Source organism: Chryseolinea soli (assembly GCF_003589925.1).
GTDB lineage: Bacteria > Bacteroidota > Bacteroidia > Cytophagales > Cyclobacteriaceae > Chryseolinea > Chryseolinea soli.
In genome coordinates this window covers 4145063-4167362 of sequence record NZ_CP032382.1, presented here as the reverse complement: position 1 = coordinate 4167362, position 22300 = coordinate 4145063, and the positions used below count along the sequence as shown (strand labels likewise).

Annotated in this window: 19 protein-coding genes; all 19 read left to right on the top strand. The window is 52.2% G+C overall.

The window, feature by feature from the left end:
• Nucleotides 1-38 precede the first annotated feature (38 nt).
• The 19 genes from pdxA to D4L85_RS17750 all read left to right on the top strand — a co-directional run bounded on the left by pdxA (nucleotide 39) and on the right by D4L85_RS17750 (nucleotide 22271).
• Entirely contained in the window at nucleotides 39-1052 is a 1014-nt protein-coding gene (gene pdxA / locus D4L85_RS17840) for a 4-hydroxythreonine-4-phosphate dehydrogenase PdxA (protein ID WP_119755572.1), read from the top strand.
• Between the two features lie 90 nt (nucleotides 1053-1142).
• Nucleotides 1143-1529 carry a hypothetical protein gene (locus D4L85_RS17835; RefSeq protein WP_073138545.1) on the top strand — a complete coding sequence of 129 codons (387 nt, stop codon included), beginning with the start codon at nucleotides 1143-1145 and terminating at the stop codon, nucleotides 1527-1529.
• Between the two features lie 220 nt (nucleotides 1530-1749).
• Nucleotides 1750-2148 (top strand): YceD family protein, encoded by a 399-nt coding sequence (locus D4L85_RS17830; RefSeq protein WP_228450522.1) that lies wholly within the window; start codon nucleotides 1750-1752, stop codon nucleotides 2146-2148.
• Between the two features lie 15 nt (nucleotides 2149-2163).
• On the top strand, nucleotides 2164-2355 hold the full coding sequence (gene rpmF / locus D4L85_RS17825) for a 50S ribosomal protein L32 (RefSeq protein WP_119755570.1): 192 nt from the start codon (nucleotides 2164-2166) through the stop codon (nucleotides 2353-2355).
• Nucleotides 2356-2554: 199 nt separating this feature from the next.
• Nucleotides 2555-3550 (top strand): beta-ketoacyl-ACP synthase III, encoded by a 996-nt coding sequence (locus D4L85_RS17820; protein ID WP_119755569.1) that lies wholly within the window; start codon nucleotides 2555-2557, stop codon nucleotides 3548-3550.
• 95 nt (nucleotides 3551-3645) lie between these two features.
• Nucleotides 3646-4212: an elongation factor P gene (gene efp / locus D4L85_RS17815; protein WP_119755568.1), complete on the top strand. Its 567-nt coding sequence runs from the start codon at nucleotides 3646-3648 to the stop codon at nucleotides 4210-4212.
• A gap of 101 nt (nucleotides 4213-4313) precedes the next feature.
• Nucleotides 4314-4793 carry an acetyl-CoA carboxylase biotin carboxyl carrier protein gene (accB, locus tag D4L85_RS17810; protein WP_119758840.1) on the top strand — a complete coding sequence of 160 codons (480 nt, stop codon included), beginning with the start codon at nucleotides 4314-4316 and terminating at the stop codon, nucleotides 4791-4793.
• A 131-nt stretch (nucleotides 4794-4924) separates the two neighbouring features.
• Entirely contained in the window at nucleotides 4925-6277 is a 1353-nt protein-coding gene (gene accC, locus D4L85_RS17805; protein WP_119755567.1) for an acetyl-CoA carboxylase biotin carboxylase subunit, read from the top strand.
• A 137-nt stretch (nucleotides 6278-6414) separates the two neighbouring features.
• A complete protein-coding gene (locus tag D4L85_RS17800) occupies nucleotides 6415-8055 on the top strand; it encodes a TldD/PmbA family protein (RefSeq protein WP_119755566.1) in 1641 nt (546 codons plus the stop codon).
• Between the two features lie 11 nt (nucleotides 8056-8066).
• A complete protein-coding gene (locus D4L85_RS17795; protein WP_119755565.1) occupies nucleotides 8067-9707 on the top strand; it encodes a TldD/PmbA family protein in 1641 nt (546 codons plus the stop codon).
• Between the two features lie 23 nt (nucleotides 9708-9730).
• Complete coding sequence (locus D4L85_RS17790) at nucleotides 9731-11074, top strand: TldD/PmbA family protein (RefSeq protein ID WP_119755564.1); 1344 nt, start codon at nucleotides 9731-9733, stop codon at nucleotides 11072-11074.
• A gap of 183 nt (nucleotides 11075-11257) precedes the next feature.
• Nucleotides 11258-12895: a TldD/PmbA family protein gene (locus D4L85_RS17785; RefSeq protein WP_119755563.1), complete on the top strand. Its 1638-nt coding sequence runs from the start codon at nucleotides 11258-11260 to the stop codon at nucleotides 12893-12895.
• Between the two features lie 3 nt (nucleotides 12896-12898).
• Nucleotides 12899-14233, top strand: a complete 1335-nt coding sequence (locus tag D4L85_RS17780) for a TldD/PmbA family protein (protein WP_119755562.1) — start codon at nucleotides 12899-12901, stop codon at nucleotides 14231-14233.
• 141 nt (nucleotides 14234-14374) lie between these two features.
• Nucleotides 14375-15034 carry a DUF4159 domain-containing protein gene (locus D4L85_RS17775; RefSeq protein WP_228450521.1) on the top strand — a complete coding sequence of 220 codons (660 nt, stop codon included), beginning with the start codon at nucleotides 14375-14377 and terminating at the stop codon, nucleotides 15032-15034.
• Between the two features lie 43 nt (nucleotides 15035-15077).
• Entirely contained in the window at nucleotides 15078-16091 is a 1014-nt protein-coding gene (locus D4L85_RS17770) for an AAA family ATPase (RefSeq protein WP_119755561.1), read from the top strand.
• A gap of 6 nt (nucleotides 16092-16097) precedes the next feature.
• Nucleotides 16098-16994 carry a DUF58 domain-containing protein gene (locus D4L85_RS17765; RefSeq protein ID WP_228450520.1) on the top strand — a complete coding sequence of 299 codons (897 nt, stop codon included), beginning with the start codon at nucleotides 16098-16100 and terminating at the stop codon, nucleotides 16992-16994.
• The gene (locus D4L85_RS17760; RefSeq protein ID WP_119755560.1) at nucleotides 16994-18256 is read left to right on the top strand and encodes a BatA domain-containing protein; all 1263 of its coding nucleotides are present in this window, start codon (nucleotides 16994-16996) and stop codon (nucleotides 18254-18256) included. Before D4L85_RS17765 ends, D4L85_RS17760 begins: the two co-directional genes overlap by 1 nt.
• A complete protein-coding gene (locus D4L85_RS17755) occupies nucleotides 18253-20523 on the top strand; it encodes a hypothetical protein (protein ID WP_119755559.1) in 2271 nt (756 codons plus the stop codon). Before D4L85_RS17760 ends, D4L85_RS17755 begins: the two co-directional genes overlap by 4 nt.
• A complete protein-coding gene (locus tag D4L85_RS17750) occupies nucleotides 20520-22271 on the top strand; it encodes a hypothetical protein (RefSeq protein WP_119755558.1) in 1752 nt (583 codons plus the stop codon). The genes D4L85_RS17755 and D4L85_RS17750 overlap by 4 nt, the downstream gene beginning before the upstream one ends.
• Nucleotides 22272-22300 lie beyond the last annotated feature (29 nt).

Genomic DNA, 22300 nt, shown 5'->3' with positions numbered 1-22300 from the left:
TTCACTAAATCGCAAAAGAATTGAACGCAACCTAAACGATGCAACCACAGAAACCACGAATCGGTATCACCCTTGGAGACCTGAACGGCGTAGGCCCTGAAGTCGTCATCAAAGCACTCGCCGACAACCGGCTGCTCGCCATGATCACGCCCGTCATCTACGGCTCGGCCAAGGTCATCTCGTTCTATAAAAAACAACTCAACATCGAGGAGTTCAACTATACGCAGGTGCGCAACAAAGGACAGTATGCTCCCAAGAGCATCAATGTCGTGAACTGCTGGGAAGACAACCTGGAGATCAATCCGGGCAAAGCTTCCAAAGAAAGCGGCAAAGCTGCCTTTATCGCGTTGAAACAGGCTTGTGAAGAACTGAAGGAAGGGCTCATCGACGCGCTGGTGACGGCGCCCATCGACAAGCACTCCATCCACAGCGACGATTTTCCTTTCAAGGGACATACCGAATACCTGACACAGTTCTTCGGCGGCGAGAGCCTCATGTTCATGGTGAGCGACACGCTGCGCGTAGGACTCGTCACCGAGCACATCCCCGTGCGGGAGATCGCCACGGCCGTGACCAAGGAGAGGATCGAAGCCAAGCTGAAGGTGATGGACCACTCCCTGCGCAACGATTTCGGCATCAACAAACCCCGCATCGCCGTGTTGGGCCTCAACCCACATGCCGGCGACGGCGGCCTGATCGGCCAGGAAGACGAACAACTCATCAAACCGGTGGTGAGCGACCAGAAGAATAAGGGCAAACTGGTCTATGGCCCCTTTGCTTCCGACGGCTTCTTTGCCACCGGCAGCCACATGAAATACGACGCCGTGCTGGCCATGTACCACGACCAGGGCCTGCTGCCCTTCAAGACGTTGGCCTTCGAAGAGGGTGTCAATTTCACCGCCGGACTGCCCATCGTGCGCACCTCGCCCGACCACGGAACGGCCTACAACCTGGCCGGGAAGAACCAGGCCAACGAGAGTTCCATGCGCGAAGCCGTTTATCGCGCTGCGGACATTTTTAAAAGCCGGAACGAACCGTCCACAGAAAAATAAGCTTATTTGGAGCGGTCTTTCCCCGTTTGACCGGACAGAACGCCTTATTTTTTTTTATTAATTATATTTGGTCTTCAAGTATTAGTTGAAATGGATATTGTCACAAAAAAGCAATTGAACATACTTATTCAACTGGCCGAGGCCGATAAACACTTCGCCAAGATTGAGCGGGAAATGATCTTTAAAATAGCCCGGGAGCGCAAGTTCCCCGAAGAGGAGGTTCACGACCTCATCCGGAACCCGGAGCCCATCGACTCGCTGGGGGCGCTTTCCATGGATCAGAAGTTCGACTACCTCATGTCGAGCATCGAACTCGTTTTCGTGGACCAGAATGTGTTCGAGAGCGAGATTATTTTCTGCAAGAACATCGCCATCAAATTGGGCTTCAAAAAGGGCGTAATCGACTATTTTATCGAAAATTATGGGAAAAAGTCCCATAAAGAGTTCCGTGATGCTGCCATTCTGGAGTACATCTAGGCCCCATTTTTCACCGTTTTTTTACTTTCTAATATAATTATCATAAATTTGCCGACTAATTTTTAACGCCCGGTAGGGTTTAGAGTTGGGGGCATACGGGATCAATATCGTCGGCCTGAGTAACAAAGAACACCATTTCGAATTTGAAATTGGTGACGCGTTTTTCAGGAAATATGGGTCGGACCTTCTTTCGGAGGGCACTTTCCATGCTGACGTCTTATTGTTTAAACACGAAACCTTCCTCGAAGCCGAGTTCAAGATCAAAGGAATTGCCAAACTGGTCTGCGACCGCAGCCTGGAACCCTTTGATTATCCGATCGAGAACGTGCACAAGGTCATGTTCAAGTACGGGGACGCCGACGAAGAAATTACGGATGAGATCATGATCATCCACCGGGACACGGCCACCCTGGAACTGGGACAATTGATGTACGAGTTCATCAGCCTGGCCGTTCCGCTGAAAAAGCTTCATCCTAAATTTCAGGACGAAGCCGACGATGACGACTCGGAAGGAAAGATTGTGTATTCGTCCGGTGGCGACCCGGAAGATGGCAAGAGCAACGACAAAGATGACGATGATATAGATCCTCGTTGGAATATTTTGAAGAATTTACAATAATAAATGTATTAGACTATGCCGAATCCCAAGCGAAAACTCTCGAAAACCCGTAGAGATAAAAGAAGAACACACTATAAGGCTACTGCGAAGCAATTGGCCGTGTGCCCTACTACAGGCGAACACCACCTGCCCCACAGAGCTTTCTGGCTCGAAGGCAAGCTTTACTATAACGGTAAGGTGGTTATGGAAAAAGAAGTTCTGGCATAACATTGCATGAGCCCGCTGCACCTCGCGAAATTTCAGTTCACTGAAAGCAGTATTCAAATTTTAGTGATCGAGGACAAGCCGGATTATCCGTGTTTCCCCTAGGAGAATTATGTTTCATGCTCGGTGTTTAAAACGCCGGGCATTTTCTTTTATATAAAATGCAACTCTACCAGGAGTTGAACAAAAGTTAACAAAAACTATGACCAAGATCAGAGCGGCTATTACAGGTGTCGGAGGTTATGTTCCTGACTACATTCTCACCAACCAGGAACTGGAGACCATGGTCGATACCAGCGATGAATGGATCACCTCCCGTACCGGCATCAAAGAGAGAAGAATTCTGAAAGGTGAAAACCAGGGCGTATCGGTGCTGGGCATCAAAGCCGTGGAGGACATGCTGGCCAAGACCAAGACGGACCCCAAAGAAATAGACTTGCTCATTTTTGCTACCGTAACGGCCGACATGACCTTCCCCGCTACGGCCAACATCGTGGCCACGGCCATCGGCGCCACCAACGCCTTCAGCTTCGACATGAGCGCAGCGTGCTCGGGTTTTCTCTACGGATTGAGCACGGGTGCCAGCTACATCCAGTCGGGCATGTATAAGAAAGTGATCGTGATCGGCGGCGACAAAATGTCGGCGATCATGGACTATACCGACCGTACGACCTGCATTATCTTTGGCGACGGCGCCGGCTGCGTACTTTTGGAGCCCACCACGGAGGACCTGGGGGTAATGGATTCCATCCTGAAAAGCGATGGCAACGGCGAAGCCTACCTGCACATGAAGGCCGGCGGCAGCCGCAAACCCGCCACCCACGAATCGGTGAACAACCGCGAGCATTTTGTTTACCAGGAAGGATCGGCGGTATTTAAATTTGCTGTGACCAACATGGCCGATGTATCGGCACAGATCGCCGAGCGCAATAACCTGAACGGCGAAAACCTGCAGTGGCTGGTGCCCCACCAAGCCAATAAGCGCATCATCGACGCCACGGCCAACCGCGTGGGCATCACCGAAGACAAAGTGATGATGAACATAGAACGCTATGGCAACACGACGGCCGGCACCATTCCGCTGCTGTTGTGGGACTATGAGAAGCAATTAAAGAAAGGCGACAACCTCATCCTGGCCGCCTTTGGCGGAGGCTTCACCTGGGGTGCGGTCTATGTGAAATGGGCCTATAACAGTTAACAGACCAAAGGGTTTCAGGCCGGTAGCCCTCGGGCAGGTTGGCGCAAACTCTTGCAATTCATCAATTCATTTGTAACTTAAAGTTTGATTTTTTTATGGCAACCGTCTCTGATTTAAGCAAAGGAAATTACATCCGCTACAACGGCGAAGTGATGCAGGTGGAAGAACTCCAGCACCGCACGCCCGGCAACCTGCGCGCCTTCTATCAAATAAAAATGCGCAACGTACGCAACGGTAAAGTAGCAGAAAACCGTTTCCGCCCCGGAGAAGAAGTTGAGATCTTGCGTGTCGAAACAAAAGAATACCAATACCTCTACGCCGACGGCGACAGCCTGGTGTGCATGGACAATATTACCTTCGACCAGGTATACATCGACAAGCGATTGCTGGGCAACTCTGTGAATTTTATCAAAGAAGGTGTTACTTTGCTCATCGCCTTTGAAAACGGCGAGAGCGCCATCACCGCGGAAGCCCCCACCCATGTCGTGATGGAAGTGCAATACACCGAACCCGGTATGCAAGGCGATACGGCTACCCGTACATTGAAGGCTGCCACGCTCGAGAACGGCGTCGAGATTCGAGTGCCCCTGTTTGTAAACACCGGCGACAAGATCAAAGTCCAAACCTCCACTGGAGATTATGTTGAACGCGTAAAAGAATAAACTACACCATGAGCAAAGCACGCGCAGTAAAACCCGCAGCCAAAAAGGCGCCCGCTCCTTCAAAGGCCGCGAACGAATCAGGATCCGCTAACCAACCCGCAATGAAAACGACAGAAATAAGAGACCTCATCGACTTCATTTCCAAGTCGGGATTGAACGAAGTAAACATTGAAACCAAAGAGCTGAAGCTTCACGTGAAGCGCGAGCCCGATCAAAAGGTATTCAAGTCAACCCCCGTGATGACACAAGCCGCAGTGGCGCCAGTAGCGCAAGCCGCAGCGCCGGTAGCACAAGCCGCAGCACCCCGTGTGGAAGCTGCACCCGCAGCAACGGGCAAGAAGACCGTAGAGATCAAGTCGCCCATGATCGGAACATTCTACCGCTCCTCGACACCCGACACGCCTGCATTTGTTTCCGTTGGCGACAAAATCTCCAAAGGACAAACCGTGTGTATCATCGAAGCCATGAAGTTGTTCAACGAGATCGAATCAGAAGTTTCAGGAACCATCGTGAAAGCGATGATCGAAAACTCGTCGCCCGTGGAATACGACCAGGTCCTCTTCGTAGTAGAACCGGATTAATTAATTACCATATTCCGAAGTCTTTTTGTTTACGCTGACGCGTGATCCTTCCCAAAGCAAACGGGTGGACATTTCAGCCGAACAATTTGTAGCGGAGCATGTCATTGATGAGACGTTAACCCCAGACCACTGTGTTCAAGAAAATATTAATAGCAAACCGGGGCGAGATCGCCCTGCGGATCATCCGCACCTGTCGCGAAATGGACATCAAGACCGTGGCGGTATATTCTACCGCCGATCGCGAAAGTCTTCATGTGCGCTTTGCCGATGAAGCCGTGTGCATCGGCGCTGCGCCGAGCAAGGAGTCCTACCTCAACATACCCCGCATCATTTCAGCCGCCGAGATCACCAACGCCGACGCCATTCACCCCGGCTACGGCTTCCTGTCGGAGCGGGCCGAGTTCTCGGCCATCTGTCATGAGTACGGAATAAAATTCATCGGCCCCACACCTGCCATGATCGAAGCGATGGGCGACAAGTCGACCGCGAAAGACACCATGAAGAAAGCGGGCGTGCCCACTATTCCCGGATCCGAGGGATTGCTGGACTCTATCGAACAGGGTATCGAACTCGCGAAAGAGATCGGCTATCCCGTGATCGTGAAAGCGACCGCAGGTGGCGGTGGAAAAGGCATGCGCATCATCAACAACGAGTCGGAATTCAAGAAGGCTTGGGATGATGCCAAGCGTGAAGCCGGTGCCGCCTTTGGCAACGACGGCCTTTACCTCGAGAAATTTGTAGAAGAGCCCCGTCACATCGAGATCCAGATCGTGGGCGATCAATATGGAAAAGTGTGTCACCTTTCCGAGCGCGATTGCTCCATCCAGCGCCGCCACCAGAAACTGGTAGAAGAAACCCCCTCGCCCATCCTAAGCCAGGAATTGCGCGAGCGCATGGGAGAAGCGGCCGTGAAAGGTGCGAAAGCCATCAATTATGAAGGCGCCGGCACCATCGAGTTCCTCGTGGACAAACACGGCAAGTTCTACTTCATGGAAATGAACACGCGGATCCAGGTAGAGCACCCCATCACAGAAGAAGTGACGGACTACGACCTCATCAAAGAACAGATCAAAGTAGCGGCCGGTGTTCCGATCTCGGGCACCAACTACTTCCCCAAAATGTTTGCCATGGAATGCCGCATCAACGCCGAAGATCCCGCGAACGGCTTCCGTCCTTCACCCGGCAAGATCACCAACCTGCACATGCCCGGCGGCCACGGTGTTCGCATCGACAGCCACGTGTATGCCGGCTACACCATTCCCCCGAACTACGACTCGATGATCGCCAAGCTGATCATCACCGGACAGTCGCGCGAAGAAGTGATCACCCGCATGAAGCGCGCGTTGCAGGAGTTTGTCATCGAAGGCATCAAGACAACGATACCCTTCCACATCAAACTGATGGACAACCCCACGTTCCGCTCCGGCAAGTTCACAACGAAGTTCCTGGAAACTTCATTCGATTTCAGTACACTTTCCGAGTAAGCAAGCACGAGCCGCGAATAACCACTCATATAATCTATTGACAGAGGATACCTTTTTAGGTATCCTTTTTTGTTTCTTTGATTATTTTACAATGAATAACTCATAGGAATAAACTCATTAACCTAAACCCATTACCCTTGAAAAGAAGAGAATTCGTTCAAATGGCAGGGCTTGGCATTGGCGGGATGCTGATGACAGTGCCCTTGATGGGCAACCCCATTCCCGTGGAAGCATTGCTGGACGTTCCCCTGGATACGGCACAAAAAAAGCAACTCGCCGATGTTGCTTTGAACACCGCCAAATCCCTGAGCGCCTCCTATGCTGACATCCGGATCGGGCGTTACCTCAATCAATTTATCTCTACGCGCGAAAACAAAGTACAGAACATCGTGAACACCGAGTCGTTCGGCGCGGGCATCCGCGTGATCGTGAACGGCACATGGGGTTTCGCTTCTACCAACACCGTCACACCCGATGGCATCAAAAAAGCCACCCAACAAGCGGTAGCGATCGCGAAAGCAAATTCAAAATTTCAAAAGGAACCCGTAAAACTGGCCCCGGTAAAATCCTATGGCGAAGTGACGTGGAAAACCCCGATCGAGAAAAATTCTTTCGAGGTTCCGGTTTCCGAAAAAGCAGATCTGTTGCTCAAGACCAACGCCGCCGCCCAACAGAACGGCGCCAGCTTTGTGAGTTCAAACCTTTTCCAGGTGAACGAACAAAAATATTTCGCCTCCACGGAAGGCTCCTACATCGATCAGGACATTCATCGCATCTGGCCTACATTCTCTGTGACAGCCGTCGACAAAGGTTCCGGCACGTTCAAGATCCGCCAGGCCCTGAGCGCACCGATGGGTATGGGGTATGAATACATGATCCCGAAAGCGATCGATAAACTTCACGGACCCGCCGACGTCATGTTGTACCGGAACAGCTACGACATGATCGAAGACGCCACCCTGGCCGCCAAGCAAGCCAAGGAAATGCTGACCGCAAAATCGGTAGAGCCTGGAAAATACAGTGTGGTCTTGGAACCCAATCACCTTGGTCTCACCATCCACGAATCCGTAGGCCACCCGTTGGAACTGGATCGCGTGCTGGGCTACGAAGCCAACTACGCCGGCACCAGCTTTGCCACCCTCGACAAGTGGAAGACCGGCAAATTCAACTACGGCAGCAAGCTCGTCAACATCTTTGCCGACAAGGTGCAACCCGGTTCCCTCGGCGCCGTGGGCTATGACGACGAAGGCGTACAATGCAAGCGTTGGGATCTGATCAAGGATGGTATCTTAGTGAATTACCAGGCGATCCGCGACCAGGTGCACATCCTGGGACAAAACGAATCGCACGGTTGCTGCTATGCGCAAAGCTGGAGCGATGTTCAGTTCCAACGCATGGCCAACATCTCGCTGGCACCGGGCAAAGACCCGTATTCGATCAACGAGATGATCAAAGATGTGGAGAAAGGCATCTACATCGCAGGACGTGGCTCCTACTCGATCGACCAGCAGCGGTATAATTTTCAATTCGGAGGTACCGTATTTTACGAGATCAAGAACGGCGCCATCGTGGGCATGCTCAACGATGTGGCCTATCAATCCAATACACAAGAGTTCTGGAACAGCTGCACGAAGATCTGCGACGAAAAAGATTACCGTTTGTTCGGATCGTTTTTCGATGGCAAAGGCCAACCCTCGCAAGTCAGCGCCGTATCGCACGGCAGCTCCACGTCGCGCTTCGACGGCATCAATGTGATCAATACAGGAAGAACCATTTAACCGGCATACGTATGAAAAGAAGAGACTTTATTCAATTGGCCGGGATGGGCGCGGGTGCATTGATGCTCCCCGTGACTTCACTGGCAAACACCATCACCGCGGAGGAACTCCTCATCCCTGGCCTGGACGTGTCGCAGAAAAAACGCCTGGCGGATGTAGGCCTCAACACGGCCCGCTCCAATGGAGCAACCTATGCCGACGTACGCATCGGCCGCTACCTGAACCAGTTTGTCATCACCCGTGAAAACAAAGTGCAAAGCGTGCGCAACACCGAATCCTACGGTGTGGGCATTCGTGTGATCGCGAACGGCACCTGGGGTTTTGCAGCCACCAACGAAGTGACACCCGATGGCATCAAGAAGGCCACCGAACGCGCTGTCGGCATCGCGAAAGCGAATTCAAAATTCCAGAAAGAACCCGTAAAGCTCGCGGCCGAAAAAGGCTATGGCGAAGTGTCGTGGAAAACACCGATCCAGAAAAACGGCTTTGAGGTTCCCATCAAGGAAAAAGCCGACCTGCTGCTGAACGCCAACGCAAAAGCGATGGAAAAAGGCGCCAGCTTCATCAACAGCATCATGTTCCTGGTGAACGAACAAAAATATTTTGCATCCACCGAAGGTTCATACATCGACCAGGACATTCACCGCACCTGGCCCAACTTCCAGGTCACGATGATCGACAAGGCATCGGGCCAGTTCAAGACACGCTCTGCGTTCAGCGCACCCGTGGGCATGGGGTATGAATACATGGACGGCAAGGCACAAGATAAGATCCAAGGCCCCGGAGGCATCACACTCTACAACAAGTCCTACGACATCGTCGAAGACGCTACGTTTGCTGCCGAGCAGGCCAAACAGATGATTTCTGCTAAATCCGTAGAACCCGGAAAATACGATCTCGTGTTGGAGCCTTCACACTTGTGGCTCACCATCCACGAATCGGTAGGTCACCCGTTGGAGTTGGACCGCGTGTTGGGTTATGAAGCCAACTATGCGGGAACCAGCTTTGCCACACTGGATAAATTACAATCGAAGACCTTCCAATACGGCAGCAAAGCCGTGAACTTTGTGGCCGATAAAGTTCAGCCCGGTTCTCTCGGTGCCGTCGGCTATGACGACGAAGGTGTGAAGACCAAGCAATGGGACCTGGTGAAAGACGGCGTGCTCGTGAACTATCAGGCCATTCGCGACCAGGTTCATATCCTGGGGCAAGGCGAATCGCACGGTTGCTGCTATTCACAAAGCTGGCGCGACGTGCAATTCCAGCGCATGGCCAACGTATCGCTGCAACCCGGCAAGACACAACTCACGCCAGACCAAATGATCGCGGGCGTGGAGAAGGGTATTTACATCGTGAAGGACGGTTCCTTCTCGATCGATCAGCAGCGCTATAATTTCCAGTTCGGTGGTGTGTTGTTCTTCGAGATCAAGAACGGCAAGATCGCGGGCATGTTGAAAGACGTGGCCTACCAATCCAACACGCAGGAGTTCTGGAATTCGTGCGTGCAGGTTTGCGATGATCGCGACTACCGTATGAACGGCGCCTTCAACGACGGCAAGGGCCAACCCGCGCAGTCGAACGCCGTATCGCACGGTTCGGCAACCGCGCGCTTCAACGGCGTGAATGTGATCAATACCGGAAGAACTCTTTAACCCTAACCTATAACAACAGCATCATGGCTATATTTTCAAAAGAAGAATCGAAAAAAATATTGGAGAAGGTGATCGCCTTTTCCAAAGCAGACGCCTGCGAGGTGAACCTGAACGGCACCAACGGAGGCAATATACGCTACGCCCGCAACAGTGTTTCCACGGCCGGCGAGAACAGCGACGTGACGCTGATCGTGCAGTCCAACTTCGGCAAGAAGTCGGGCGTGGCAACGATCAACGAATTCGATGACGCGTCGTTGGAAAAAGTAGTGCGCCGTTCGGAAGAACTGGCCAAGCTGGCGCCCGAGAACCCCGAGTTCATGGAGCCCCTTCCACAGCAAACCTATGGCGAATCGAAAACCTATTTCGAGTCCACGGCGAAGATCACGCCTGAATATCGTGCACAAGCCGCTGCCAATAGCATCAACCCTGCCATCGCGAAAGATGTCACCGCCGCGGGGTTCCTCGAAGACAACTACAGCTTCGCGTCGATGATGAACACGAAGGGATTGTTTGCCTACAACCAATCCACCGGCGTGAACTTCACCGTGACCATGCGCAGCAACGACGGCACCGGTTCAGGCTGGGTGACCCGCAGCTTCAACGACGTGAGCAAGCTCGACACGGCAGAGGCTTCGCGCATTGCCATTGACAAAGCTTTACAATCACGCCAGGCCAAAGCCATCGAGCCCGGAAAATATACGGTGATCCTGGAGCCCGCCGCTTCTGCCGAATTGATCCGCAACATGATGTTCAACATGAACGCACGCCAGGCCGATGAAGGCCGCAGCTTCCTCGCCAAAAAAGGCGGTGGAACTAAGATGGGCGAAAAGATCATGGACGAGCGCGTGACGATCTACACCGATCCGTTCAACCTCGACGTTCCCGCTTCTCCCTGGTCGGGCGATGGCCAGGCGCGCAAGAAAATGGACATCATCAAAAACGGAACGGTGGCCAACATGTTCTATGACCGCTATTGGGCATCTAATAAAAATGTTGCTCCCGTGCCGTTCCCCGGCAATGCCATCATGGAAGGCGGCAACGCTTCGTTGGAGGACCTCATCAAGGACACGAAGAAAGGCATCCTGGTCACCCGTTTCTGGTATATCCGTGCGGTGGATCCCCAGACCCAACTCTACACCGGCCTCACGCGCGACGCCACGTTCTTTGTTGAAAATGGCAAAGTGAAGCACCCCATCAAGAACTTCCGCTTCAACGAAAGCCCGGTCATTATGTTGAACAATGTGGAGACGTTGGGCAAGCAAGTGAGGGTTGACGTGGACGGTGGTCCCGGGGGCGGCGCCAGTTTCCTCATCCCCTACATGAAGCTGCGCGACTTCACGTTCACCAGCTTGTCGGACGCCGTTTAGTCATCTAGTACTTCGATAGAAATCCCTGATAATCGTCAGGGATTTTTCTTTTTATACCGGATTTTGTGGTATTGTCCAAACAAAAAATTACGGGGGGACCATCCCAAAAGATTGAATTTTGCAAAACTTTTGGATATTGCTTTTCGATAAAGCTCATAACGAATAACTCTAAACCCTTAAACTTTGAAAAGAAGAGACTTTCTTTACCTGACCGGCATGGGCACGACAGCGGCCATGTTATCGGCCATTCCCGGCATGGGTCGCCCCATCGCTCCGGAAAGAGCGCTGGAAACGGTTGACGTGGCCCTGAAAAAGCAGATGGCCGACGTCGCGCTCAACGCAGCCCGCGCCAAAGGAGCAACCTACACCGACGTGCGTATTGGTCGCTACCTCAACCAATTCGTCATCACCCGTGAAGACAAAGTGCAAAACATTGTCAACACGGAATCCTACGGCCTCGGCGTTCGCGTGGTGGCCCAGGGCAGTTGGGGCTTTGCCGCCACCGACAAGTTGGACAAAGACAGCATTGCCAAAGCCGCAGAGCTGGCCGTGGCCATCGCCAAAGAAAACTCGCGTCTACTGACCGAACCCGTTCAACTCGCTCCTCAAAAAGGCTATGGCGAAGTGAGCTGGAAGGCACCCATCGAAAAAAATGCATTCGAGGTTCCCATCAAGGAAAAAGTTGATCTGCTGCTGGGCGTGAATGCCGAAGCCATGAAGGGCGGCGCCGACTACATCAACTCGTTCCTCTTTATGGTGAACGAGCAGAAGTACTTTGCATCCACCGACGGTTCCTACATCGACCAGGACATTCATCGCATCTGGCCCACGTTCTTCATCACGAAGATCGATGCCGCCACCGGAAAGTTCGAGACGCGCAATGCGTTGAGTGCACCGATGGGTATGGGCTATGAATATTTATACGCCCGTCCGCAAGATAAAATCCAAGGCGTGACCACGCTGTACAAAGGACGCTACGACATGCTGGAAGATGCCAGGGCAGGCGCCAAGCAAGCGGGCGAAAAGATCAAAGCAAAATCCGTTGAGCCTGGTAAATACGATCTGATCCTCGATCCTTCACACTTGTGGCTCACCATCCACGAATCTACCGGTCACCCGACCGAACTGGATCGCGTGCTCGGCTACGAAGCCAACTTCGCCGGCACCAGCTTCCTGACGCTGGACAAGTGGGAATCCAAAAAATTCAACTATGGCAGCAAGCTCGTCAACATTGTAGCGGACAAGACGCAAGTGGGTTCACTGGGCGCAGTAGGCTATGACGATGAAGGCGTGAAGTGCGGTCAGTGGGATGTTATCAAAGACGGCACACTCGTTAGCTACCAGGCCATCCGCGACCAGGCGCACATCCTGGGATTGCCTGCCTCACAAGGCTGTTGCTATGCCGACAACTGGAGCAGTGTTCAGTTCCAGCGCATGGCCAACATCTCGCTGCAGGCCGGCAAAGAAAAGAAGAGTATTGATGACCTCATCAAAGGCGTTCAAAAAGGAATCTATATCATCGGCGACGGATCGTTCTCCATCGATCAGCAACGGTATAATTTCCAGTTTGGCGGACAGCTGTATTATGAGATCAAGGATGGAAAGATCGCGGGTCCGTTGAAAGATGTGGCCTACCAATCCAACACCCAGGAATTCTGGAACTCGTGCGTCGGCATTGCCGATCAGAGCGACTATCGCCTGGGCGGATCTTTCTTTGACGGAAAGGGACAACCTCAACAGGTTAGCGCGGTGTCGCACGGCTCGTCCACGACACGCTTCAACGGAGTTAACGTCATCAATACATCACGTAAAATCGGATAACCTATGCCACTACTCACACAAGACGAAGCTCAGGCTTTATTGAAAAAAGTATTGAGCTATTCAAAAGCAGACGAATGCGAGATCAACCTCACCGGCACCATAACGGGCAACATCCGGTATGCACGCAATTCGGTCTCCACCAGTGGCGGCATCAGCACCAATACACTGGTCGTTTCTTCCGCCTATGGCAAGAAACTCGGGGTGGCTACCATCAACGAATTTGATGATGCTTCGCTGGAAAAAGTTGTCAGACGCGCCGAAGAGTTGGCGCAGCTGGCACCCGAAAATCCGGAGTTTGTTTCTTTCCTCGGGCCGCAAAAGTATGCAGAGCCCGTGATGTTCGTGCCGGCCACCGCGGCCATCACTCCCAAACAACGGGCCGATGCCGTGGCGCAAAGCCTGCAGGTAGCCAAGGATACAAAAACAGTAGCTGCCGGCTTCATGGAAGACACGACCACCATGAACGCGATGATGAACAGCAAGGGACTTTTTGCTTACAACACATCGACCGGCGTGAACTTTTCCATCACCATGCGCACGGAAGATGGTAAAGGTTCGGGCTATGCAACGCGCGGCTACAATGACTTCACCAAACTCGATACGAAAAAGGCATCCCAGATCGCCGCCGACAAAGGCTTGAAGTCCGCGACCGCCCGCGCCATTGAGCCCGGAAAGTACACCGTGATCCTGGAGCCCGCCGCAGCCGCCGTACTTCTTGAAAACATTTTCTTCGGTCTCGACGCACGCCAGGCCGACGAAGGCCGCAGCTTCCTCAGCCAACCCGGTGGCAAAACCCGCCTTGGCGAAAAGCTGGTGGACGAACGGGTGAACATGTATTCCGATCCGCTCAACCCAGAGCTGCCTACCAGCACCTGGGCCGGCGATGGAAGACCGCAGGAAAAAGTGAGCTGGATCGAAAAAGGCGTTATAAAGAATCTTACTTACTCCCGCTACTGGGCTGAGAAGAAAGGCGTGAAAGCGATCCCCGGCCCCGATGGGGTGATCATGGAAGGTGGAACGAAGTCCCTTGAGGAATTGATAAAGGGCACTAAGAAAGGCATTCTCGTAACACGCCTATGGTATATCCGCCCCGTTGATCCCCAAACCCTCCTGCTAACCGGGTTAACCCGCGACGGAACTTTCTACATCGAGAATGGTGAGATCAAATTCCCAATCAAGAACTTCCGCTTCAACGAAAGCCCCGTGATCATGCTGAACAATCTGGAAGAGTTGGGTAAGGTTGAGCGCACGGTGAGCGTGGAGTCGAACGTGAACTACCTCATTCCGCCCATGAAGATCCGGGACTTCACGTTCTCGAGTTTGTCGGACGCGGTATAATATCTTCTATGCTTATGAACAAATCCCCGGCCATCACGCCGGGGATTTTTTTCTTTTGATATCCGGCGAAATCGTGTTCGGGGAAGTTGATCCATACGATCCCTGATCCCCCGTTCCCGCTTGTATAATTTCGTAGTGGTGATGCCAAAAGAAACCCGCAAATTGCACGATTATCGTATGCGCGACGCGAACAAATTTTTCTTTACACGCCTGCAGTATGAGTCGGGCGACTGGGATGTTGATCAGCGCATGCCGGCCAACTTGCTGAACTCACTCATTGAGTACACGACCTTGCCCGTGGACACGCAGGAAAATATTGTGCCCCTCAGCAGCACCGACATTTTTCAGTGCCCCTTCTGTTACCTGAGCGGTCATAAGCTGGTGGAGTTCACCCAGCAGGAACGCGAAAACTTTGAACGCTATGTGCGACAAGGCGGGTTTGTTTTTGTCGACGACTGTAACCACGACATCGACGGGCTCTTTTCAAAATCATTTGAAGGACAAATGGAACGGATCTTCGGCGCCAATGCCTTGAAGAAAATACCGAATCATCACCCGATCTATTCCATGTTCTTTCAGTTCGACGGACCGCCCACCACGTCGCAAGAATTGAATGGCTGGGGAGACGACATTGTACATGACTATTTAAAGGCGATCGAGATCAACGGCCGGATCGGGGTGTTGTATAGCAACAAGGATTATGGCTGTGAGTGGGACTACGATTTCAGGAACAAACGATTTTACAAAATTGACAATACGCGTTTCAGTGTGAACATCGTGATGTATGCCATGATGCGTTGACAACAAAAGAAAACAAAACCGAACGTTTAGACATTTTACTGATATGACCCAGGATCTGAAAAACACCGAGCAAACCGTACAGGAGATCATCGGCAAGCTGAATGCCCTCAAGCAGGAAATACGAAAAGTGATCGTCGGCCAGGAAGAGACCATCGACCAGCTGTTGATCACATTCCTCGCCGGCGGACATGCGCTGCTGGAGGGCGTGCCCGGCCTGGCGAAAACCCTCATGATCCGTACGCTGTCGGATGCGATCGATTTGAAGTTCAGAAGAATTCAATTCACTCCCGACCTCATGCCTACGGACATCATCGGCACAGAGATCCTAGAGGAAGATCACACCACAGGGAAACGTTTTTTCAAATTCAACAAAGGGCCGATATTCTCCAACATCATCCTGGCCGACGAGATCAACCGCACGTCGCCAAAAACACAAGCCGCTTTACTGGAAGCGATGCAGGAGTTTGAAGTGACCTACGGGGGAATTACCTATCCGTTGGAAAGGCCGTTCTTTATTTTAGCAACACAAAATCCGATTGAACAAGCGGGGACTTTTCCATTGCCCGAAGCACAGCTCGACCGGTTCTTGCTCTACGTGAGAATAAATTATCCGACAGCAGAAGAAGAGCGCGCCATCCTGGAGAGCACTACCGGAAGAAAAAGCAATCCTGTTCAAAAAGTAATTGAAGGAAGTAAAATATTAGAAGCCCAGCGTCTGGTTCGTGAAGTGCACATCAACTCCGACCTGATCGAAGTGGTAAGCCGCATCGTTCGCGCCACCCGTCCCGGCCAAAGCGAAGTCGCCTTCGTGAACGAGTGGGTTCGCTGGGGAGCAGGTCCCCGCGCCGGTCAGGCCATGATCTTAACGGCAAAAGCGCGGGCCTTGCTGCACGGCAATTTTGCCGTCACGCTGGAAGACATTCAGAAAGTGGCTTACCCCGTGTTGCGTCATCGCATCCTGATGAACTTCAAGGCTGAAGCGGAAGGTGTGACACCCGACCAGGTAACGGCGAAATTGTTTGAAAACATAGCGAGCGTAAAAAGCAACCGAATCTAAAAAATCGTGAACCGGCAGATCAAAGACTTGCTGAAACCCGAGATCCTCAACACGGTGAACGGCCTCGAACTGGTGGCTCGTATCATCGTGGAGGGATTCATGAGCGGCAGCAACAAAAGCCAGGCCGTCGGTGCGGGTCAGGAGTTCAGCCAATACCGCAGCTATGAACCGGGCGACGATCTGCGACAGCTCGACTGGAAGATGTATGCACGATCGGAACGGTATTACATCAAGCAGGCTGAAATTGAGACCAACATCACGGTCAAATTTATTATCGACGCCAGCCACTCCATGGCGTACACCGAAGCGGGTGTGAGCAAACTCCAATATACCAATGTGCTCGCCGCCGCGTTAGCCTATCTCTGCCGGAAGCAAAGCGATACGTTCGGACTGTATACAGTCAACAACAAGGTCCTCAACACCGTACAACCACGTTTTGAGCAACAGCAATTCATCCGCTTTATCAACGCACTGATTCACATAAAAAGCGAAGGCACTTGGAAAAAAGACAACGGGTTGGAGCAACTGTTTGATCATCATGGCAAGGAGTTGATCATTTTCTTCACCGACCTTTACGACGACGGCGAAGACCTGCTACATTTCATTTCGCGCTTGAAAACACCCCGCAACGAAGTGATCGTCTTTCATCTGATGGGGCACCACGAAATGGAGCTCGACCAGGAAGGTTCCTTCACTTTTCAAGACCTGGAAACCCGTGCACAAGTAAAGGTCGATACCGTACAACAACAAGAGCAATATGTTTCGCGCATCAAGGACTGGATCCGTCGCTCGCGCATGTGGATGTTGGAAAAGCAGATCAGCTATCAACTGGTTTCCATGGGCGATCCCTTTGAAAAGACCTTACGCGATTTTTTGAAAGTACGTAAAACCATGATCCGCTGATGATGTTCGCCCACCCGATATGGCTTTGGGGTTTGACGGGATTACTGATCCCGATCGGCATCCACTTGCTGAGCCGTAAGGAGGGCAAGGTGGTTCGCATGGGCAGCATCCGGTACCTGGAAGATTCCACAACCAAACAATTCAAAAGCCTGCGATTAAATGAAGTGCTGTTGCTCGCGTTGCGTTGCCTGGCCATTGCTTTGTTGGTGTTCCTGTTGAGCGGATTGCAATTCAACGCTTCGGGGAGCCATCAAAAAAAATGGCTGGTGGTGGAAGCCGGCCTGGAGAACGACGCCCGGTTTTCTTCACTTAGCGATAGCTTGAAAAAAGAAGGCTATGAATTGAAGCAATTGGCGAAAGGCTTTCCCTCGCTTGACAGTGCAACAACAGAACGGCTCAACTACTGGTCGGCCGTGGATCTGTTGAAGAGAAAATCGCTGCAGCAGGCAGTCGTCCTTTCCTACAATTACCTATCGGGATTTAAAGGTAAACGCATAACGCTGCCGGCGAACATACGATGGGTCACCGTTACGCCCGAACCAACAGAGTTTCCGCTACAAGCCATTAGACTTGCGAGCGACTCGGTTTCGATTCGAAAAGGAGTATCAACACCTCGTGAGACGCACTTTGAAACGGTAAAGGCAATCGCGTCGCCGAGTGGATACTTTCACCTGGGCAATGATTCCGTTCACATCAATGCCCCGGACACGGTTTCCCTGGCCATCGTCGGCTATGATGAATTTGGTTACGATCAAATGATTCTGACGGCGTCGTTAGAGGCGTTGAAAGAATCCATACCAACGTATATCCAGTGGCAAAAATATAAGCTCAAGGATATTCCGGAAGCATCAAAAGCTGATTGGCTCGTTTGGCTTTCGCCGGAAAAACTACCAGAAGGAACGCCCTTTCGTCAAATCATTCTAAAACCGGAAACGGGTGAACATGGCCCACTGCTATCGCGGCAACCGGGCAAGGCTGGATCAGAAACATGGATCATCACAAAGCGGCTGAATGAAGAAATCGCCCTCCAGGAAAAACTTCCCTGGCAACTGGCCAATGTCATCCTTACCAAACCGGAAACCGATCCAAAATTTGACCGGCGAACGCAGCCCGAAACCTCACAATGGTCAACCGAAACCACCACGGATGGGCTGTGGGCGGGAGCACCGGCAGGTCAACATAATCCCTCTCCCCTGCTGGCCTTTGCTTTTATGGCTGTTTTATTAACCGAAAGGCTTGTGGCCTTCAAACGAAATCAATGAGCGCAAAGGAGGCACGATATCATCTTCTTCGCCTGAAGCGGAAATACAGAATGATCCGCGTGACGGAAGCATTGTTGCTGGCCTTAGCCGAAGGACTGATCACCTATGCCGTCGCATATTGGTTTGTCCTTCCCCTGTCCGGTCTTTGGCTGTTGGCAGGAGCAGCCGGCTTAAGCTGTTTCATCGTCCGAAGCGTTCAACTCGGCCTCTGGCAAATTTCAGAAGCCGGTGTGATCCATTATATGAACCAGCACTATCCCCAATTGGAAGAAAGTGCCGATCTGTTCCTGCGTGAGGACGAAGGCCTCACCTCCTTGCAGCAACTTCAAAAAATAAAAAGCCTTCGCCAATTTGAGATCCTCTACCCTTCCGTAAAACTCCCACACAAGCTTTTACAAGCCTTGGGAGTTTTTGCCCTTAGTGCACTGATCGCGTTTGTGTCGATGGGGTTTGCCGGAAAACACAAAATATCGAGAGAAGCGGCGACCGTTACCCGCAACGCACAAACCGGCACATCACCGGAAGAAGTTTTGCCGGCCGCCATTCGCAGTGCAGCCATCACGTTCACCCCGCCTTCCTATACGGGAATTCCAAAGCAAACCGTGAAGACGTTCAATCTTCGCGTACCGGAAGGAACGAACATCCAATGGAACATTGCTTTCACCGAAAAAGTAACGGACGCCAAGATGATCTTCTCCACGCACGATAGCGTGAAACTTGCCACTACAGCAAGCGGCGAATACTCCATACAGAAGCAATTCACAGAAACGGCCTTTTACCAAATCGCCTGGAGAAATGCAGATGGTTCCGTCAAATACTCTGACTATTTTACCGTGGAAACCATCCGCGACCAGCCACCCGTCATCACGGTAGAAAACCTGGATCAGTTCATCACCCTAAGCCTGACCGACAAGTTGAAGGTCAACCTACAATCAACGCTGTCGGACGACTATCATATAAATGACGCCTACATCATTGCCACCGTCAGCAAAGGGAGTGGTGAGTCTGTGAAATTCAGGGAGGAAAAATTGCGCTTTGACAAACCGGACAAGATCTCCGGCAAATCCCTCCGTGCCAACCGGACCATCGACCTGGTGAAGCTTGGACTCGATCCCGGCGATGAATTGTATTTCTACGTCGAAGCCCTCGATAATAAAGCACCCCAACCCAACAAGGCGCGCACGGAAACATTCTTTATCGCGCTGCAAGACACGACGCAACAAACCACGTCCATCGACCCGGGTCTGGGCGTGGACCTCATGCCCGACTATTTCCGGAGCCAGCGACAGATCATCATCGACAGCGAGAAGTTGCTGAAAGAAAAAAAGAACATCACCAAGGAAGTCTTCAATTCCCGAAGCAACGAACTGGCCTACGACCAGAAAGTGCTCCGCCTCCGCTACGGAGAATTTCTGGGTGAAGAATTTGAGTCCGGCATCGGTCCGCAGGCCGCCCTTCCCAGTGATGACGACCACGAAGAAGACGTGACCAAAAAATACGGCCACGTGCACGACACGGAGAACGAACACAATCTCGTAGAGGAGAAAAAGTCAGCCCCCACCCAGGATCATCACGACCATGGTGGCGACGACAAAGACGATCCCGTGAAAGCCTATACCCACGCCCACGACAGTGAGGACGAGGCTACGTTCTTCGCCCAGTCGATACGCTCGAAATTGAAGGCAGCCATCACCGTGATGTGGGACGCCGAATTGCACCTGCGTCTCTACGACCCGGAAAAATCACTGCCCTATCAATACAAAGCCCTCAAGCTGTTGAAAGAGATCAGCCAGGACTCGCGCATCTATGTCCATCGCACAGGATTTGATCCGCCGCCCTTGAAAGAAGAAAAACGACTGACCGGCGATTTAACCGAATTGAAAAACGCTACAGCCGAAAAGTCCACTTCGAAACCGGAAACGTATCCACATATTCGAAAAGCTGCCGCGCTGTTGGAGCACATGTTGCAAACCGGCAAGGTGGTCGTCACACCCGATATCAAAAACGATTTCCTCAAGGCAGGGCAAGAGCTCTCGGCAGTCGCCATCGCCCAGCCGGGGCGTTACCTGAAAAGTTTGTCGCTATTGAAAAGACTTTCCGAAAACGAGATCGAGCCTGCTCAGCAATCCGCCGCCGTTGAAGCCATACGCGCTTCGCTGTGGCAGGTGCTTCCCAAAGAGGCGGCCTCACCCCAATCCCACACCCGGTCCGTCCACGCGTTGGATGAACGTTTCTTAAAGAGCATGGAGGCATTGAAACAAAAATGAAAGTCATGATCACGTTCCATGCCCTCGTATCGCCCGCGCTCCTCGCCGCGCTGCTGATTCCGTTGACGCTGTTGTTTCTGTGGCTGGAATGGAAACGCAAAAACCGCTTCCTCGTTTTGCGCTGGATTGCCGTGATCGTGATGATGGCAATGGCCGCAAGCCTGTTTTTGCGACCGGTTGTGACGTCCAAAAAAAATTCATCCATTCTATTGTTGACCCCTGGATACGAGAAAGGGAAAGTCGATAGCCTCCTCCAACATTATCCTGACTTGCAATTGTGGCATTTGACGGGAGCAGCTCCCTACAAAAAATCATCCCCTCTTGCCGATCATGAATTGACCATCAGAGGCGATCAGCTCCGTTTTGTGACAGGCGAAGGCCTACCGGCCACCGATCTGGATTTACTCGATAACAAAACGTTCACCTTCATCCCAAACCAACCCACCGCCGGCATCACGTCGTTGTCGGTTGCCCAGCCCGTGTTGGCGCATCATCCAGCACAAGTTCAGGGAACATTCTATTGTGCAACGCCTGGAAAAAAATGGATCGCCATAAAAGGTCCTAACGAAAAAGAAGACTCGGTGCTGGTGGAAGGACCGGGGCCAAGATCATTCCAACTATCGTTCACCCCAAAGCAAAAAGGCGAATGGTTGTACACGCTGGCCGTAAGAGACAGTACTGAAAAATGGCAAGAGGAAAAACTTCCCGTCTATGTCGAGGCCGACGCACCCTTACGCCTGCTCTTCATCCAGGACTTTCCAACCTTCGAAACGCAATACCTGAAGAATTATCTGGCGCATGCCGGCCACAAACTCACCTTGCGCTACCAGCTCTCCCAAAAGATCTTCCGCTTCGAGTTCGCCAACCGGCAACCGACCCAGATCAACCGGCTTACACATGATGTGCTTGAGGAAACAGATCTTCTCATCATGGATGACGGCGCTTTACAAAAACTCTCCGCCGGTGAGAAGAATATTCTGAAAGCGTCCGTTCACGCGGGACTGGGGGTCCTCATCCTACCCCACGCCACGAAGACCAAACCCGACGATCTTTTCCCTTTCATCCTCACACCGGTAAAAACGGATAGCGCCACCATTGCCTTGCAAGGCAAAGCCATCACATTACCCGCGCTACCGGCGCGCCTCCAAAATAATTCCACGGTTCAATCGCTCGTGCAAAACAAGAGTGGCATACTGACCGGGTATGCTTTCTCCGGAGCGGGCAAGCTTGGATTTCAATTGCTCCAGGAAACTTATCGCATGACTTTATCCGGCGACTCCGTGGGCTATGGCGCGTTTTGGTCGCCGGTGATCGAAAAATTATCGCGTCGCGCCACGCAGGCATCGTCCATACAAATCACCACACCCTTTCCGTGGTACACCGACGAACCCTTGCAAACAACCCTACTGTCATCCCAACCTAATCCAACTCTTTTCGCCGACACGACCCAGCTGCCGCTGCGGGAAGACGAACGGCTGGACGATGCGTGGCATGGACAGCTCTGGGCTGGAACACCGGGCTGGCACTCGCTTCAAACGGACGCGTCTTCGCTTCATTATTACGTGAGTGAAAAGGGAAGTTGGAATTCGCTGCGGCAAAACGCACAGCGCGAGCAAAATCAGTTGGTGTCGACGACCGGCGATTCGAGTGGAGAGCAGGTGTTGGTGCAGAAGGAACTCCCAGCGTTGTATTTCTTCCTGGCCCTCGTGGCAGCCGCTGGATTTTTGTGGTTCGCACCAAAACTTTAGGAAGATGTATGGTCAGGGAACCGTTTCGA

Excerpts from the sequence above, each read along its gene's own strand:
- pdxA (WP_119755572.1), top strand. The coding sequence starts at position 39 with ATGCAACCACAGAAACCACGAATCGGTATCACCCTTGGAGACCTGAAC.
- D4L85_RS17835 (WP_073138545.1), top strand. The coding sequence starts at position 1,143 with ATGGATATTGTCACAAAAAAGCAATTGAACATACTTATTCAACTGGCC.
- rpmF (WP_119755570.1), top strand. The coding sequence starts at position 2,164 with ATGCCGAATCCCAAGCGAAAACTCTCGAAAACCCGTAGAGATAAAAGA.
- D4L85_RS17820 (WP_119755569.1), top strand. The coding sequence starts at position 2,555 with ATGACCAAGATCAGAGCGGCTATTACAGGTGTCGGAGGTTATGTTCCT.
- efp (WP_119755568.1), top strand. The coding sequence starts at position 3,646 with ATGGCAACCGTCTCTGATTTAAGCAAAGGAAATTACATCCGCTACAAC.
- accB (WP_119758840.1), top strand. The coding sequence starts at position 4,314 with ATGAAAACGACAGAAATAAGAGACCTCATCGACTTCATTTCCAAGTCG.
- D4L85_RS17795 (WP_119755565.1), top strand. The coding sequence starts at position 8,067 with ATGAAAAGAAGAGACTTTATTCAATTGGCCGGGATGGGCGCGGGTGCA.
- D4L85_RS17790 (WP_119755564.1), top strand. The coding sequence starts at position 9,731 with ATGGCTATATTTTCAAAAGAAGAATCGAAAAAAATATTGGAGAAGGTG.
- D4L85_RS17780 (WP_119755562.1), top strand. The coding sequence starts at position 12,899 with ATGCCACTACTCACACAAGACGAAGCTCAGGCTTTATTGAAAAAAGTA.
- D4L85_RS17775 (WP_228450521.1), top strand. The coding sequence starts at position 14,375 with ATGCCAAAAGAAACCCGCAAATTGCACGATTATCGTATGCGCGACGCG.
- D4L85_RS17770 (WP_119755561.1), top strand. The coding sequence starts at position 15,078 with ATGACCCAGGATCTGAAAAACACCGAGCAAACCGTACAGGAGATCATC.
- D4L85_RS17760 (WP_119755560.1), top strand. The coding sequence starts at position 16,994 with ATGATGTTCGCCCACCCGATATGGCTTTGGGGTTTGACGGGATTACTG.
- D4L85_RS17755 (WP_119755559.1), top strand. The coding sequence starts at position 18,253 with ATGAGCGCAAAGGAGGCACGATATCATCTTCTTCGCCTGAAGCGGAAA.
- D4L85_RS17750 (WP_119755558.1), top strand. The coding sequence starts at position 20,520 with ATGAAAGTCATGATCACGTTCCATGCCCTCGTATCGCCCGCGCTCCTC.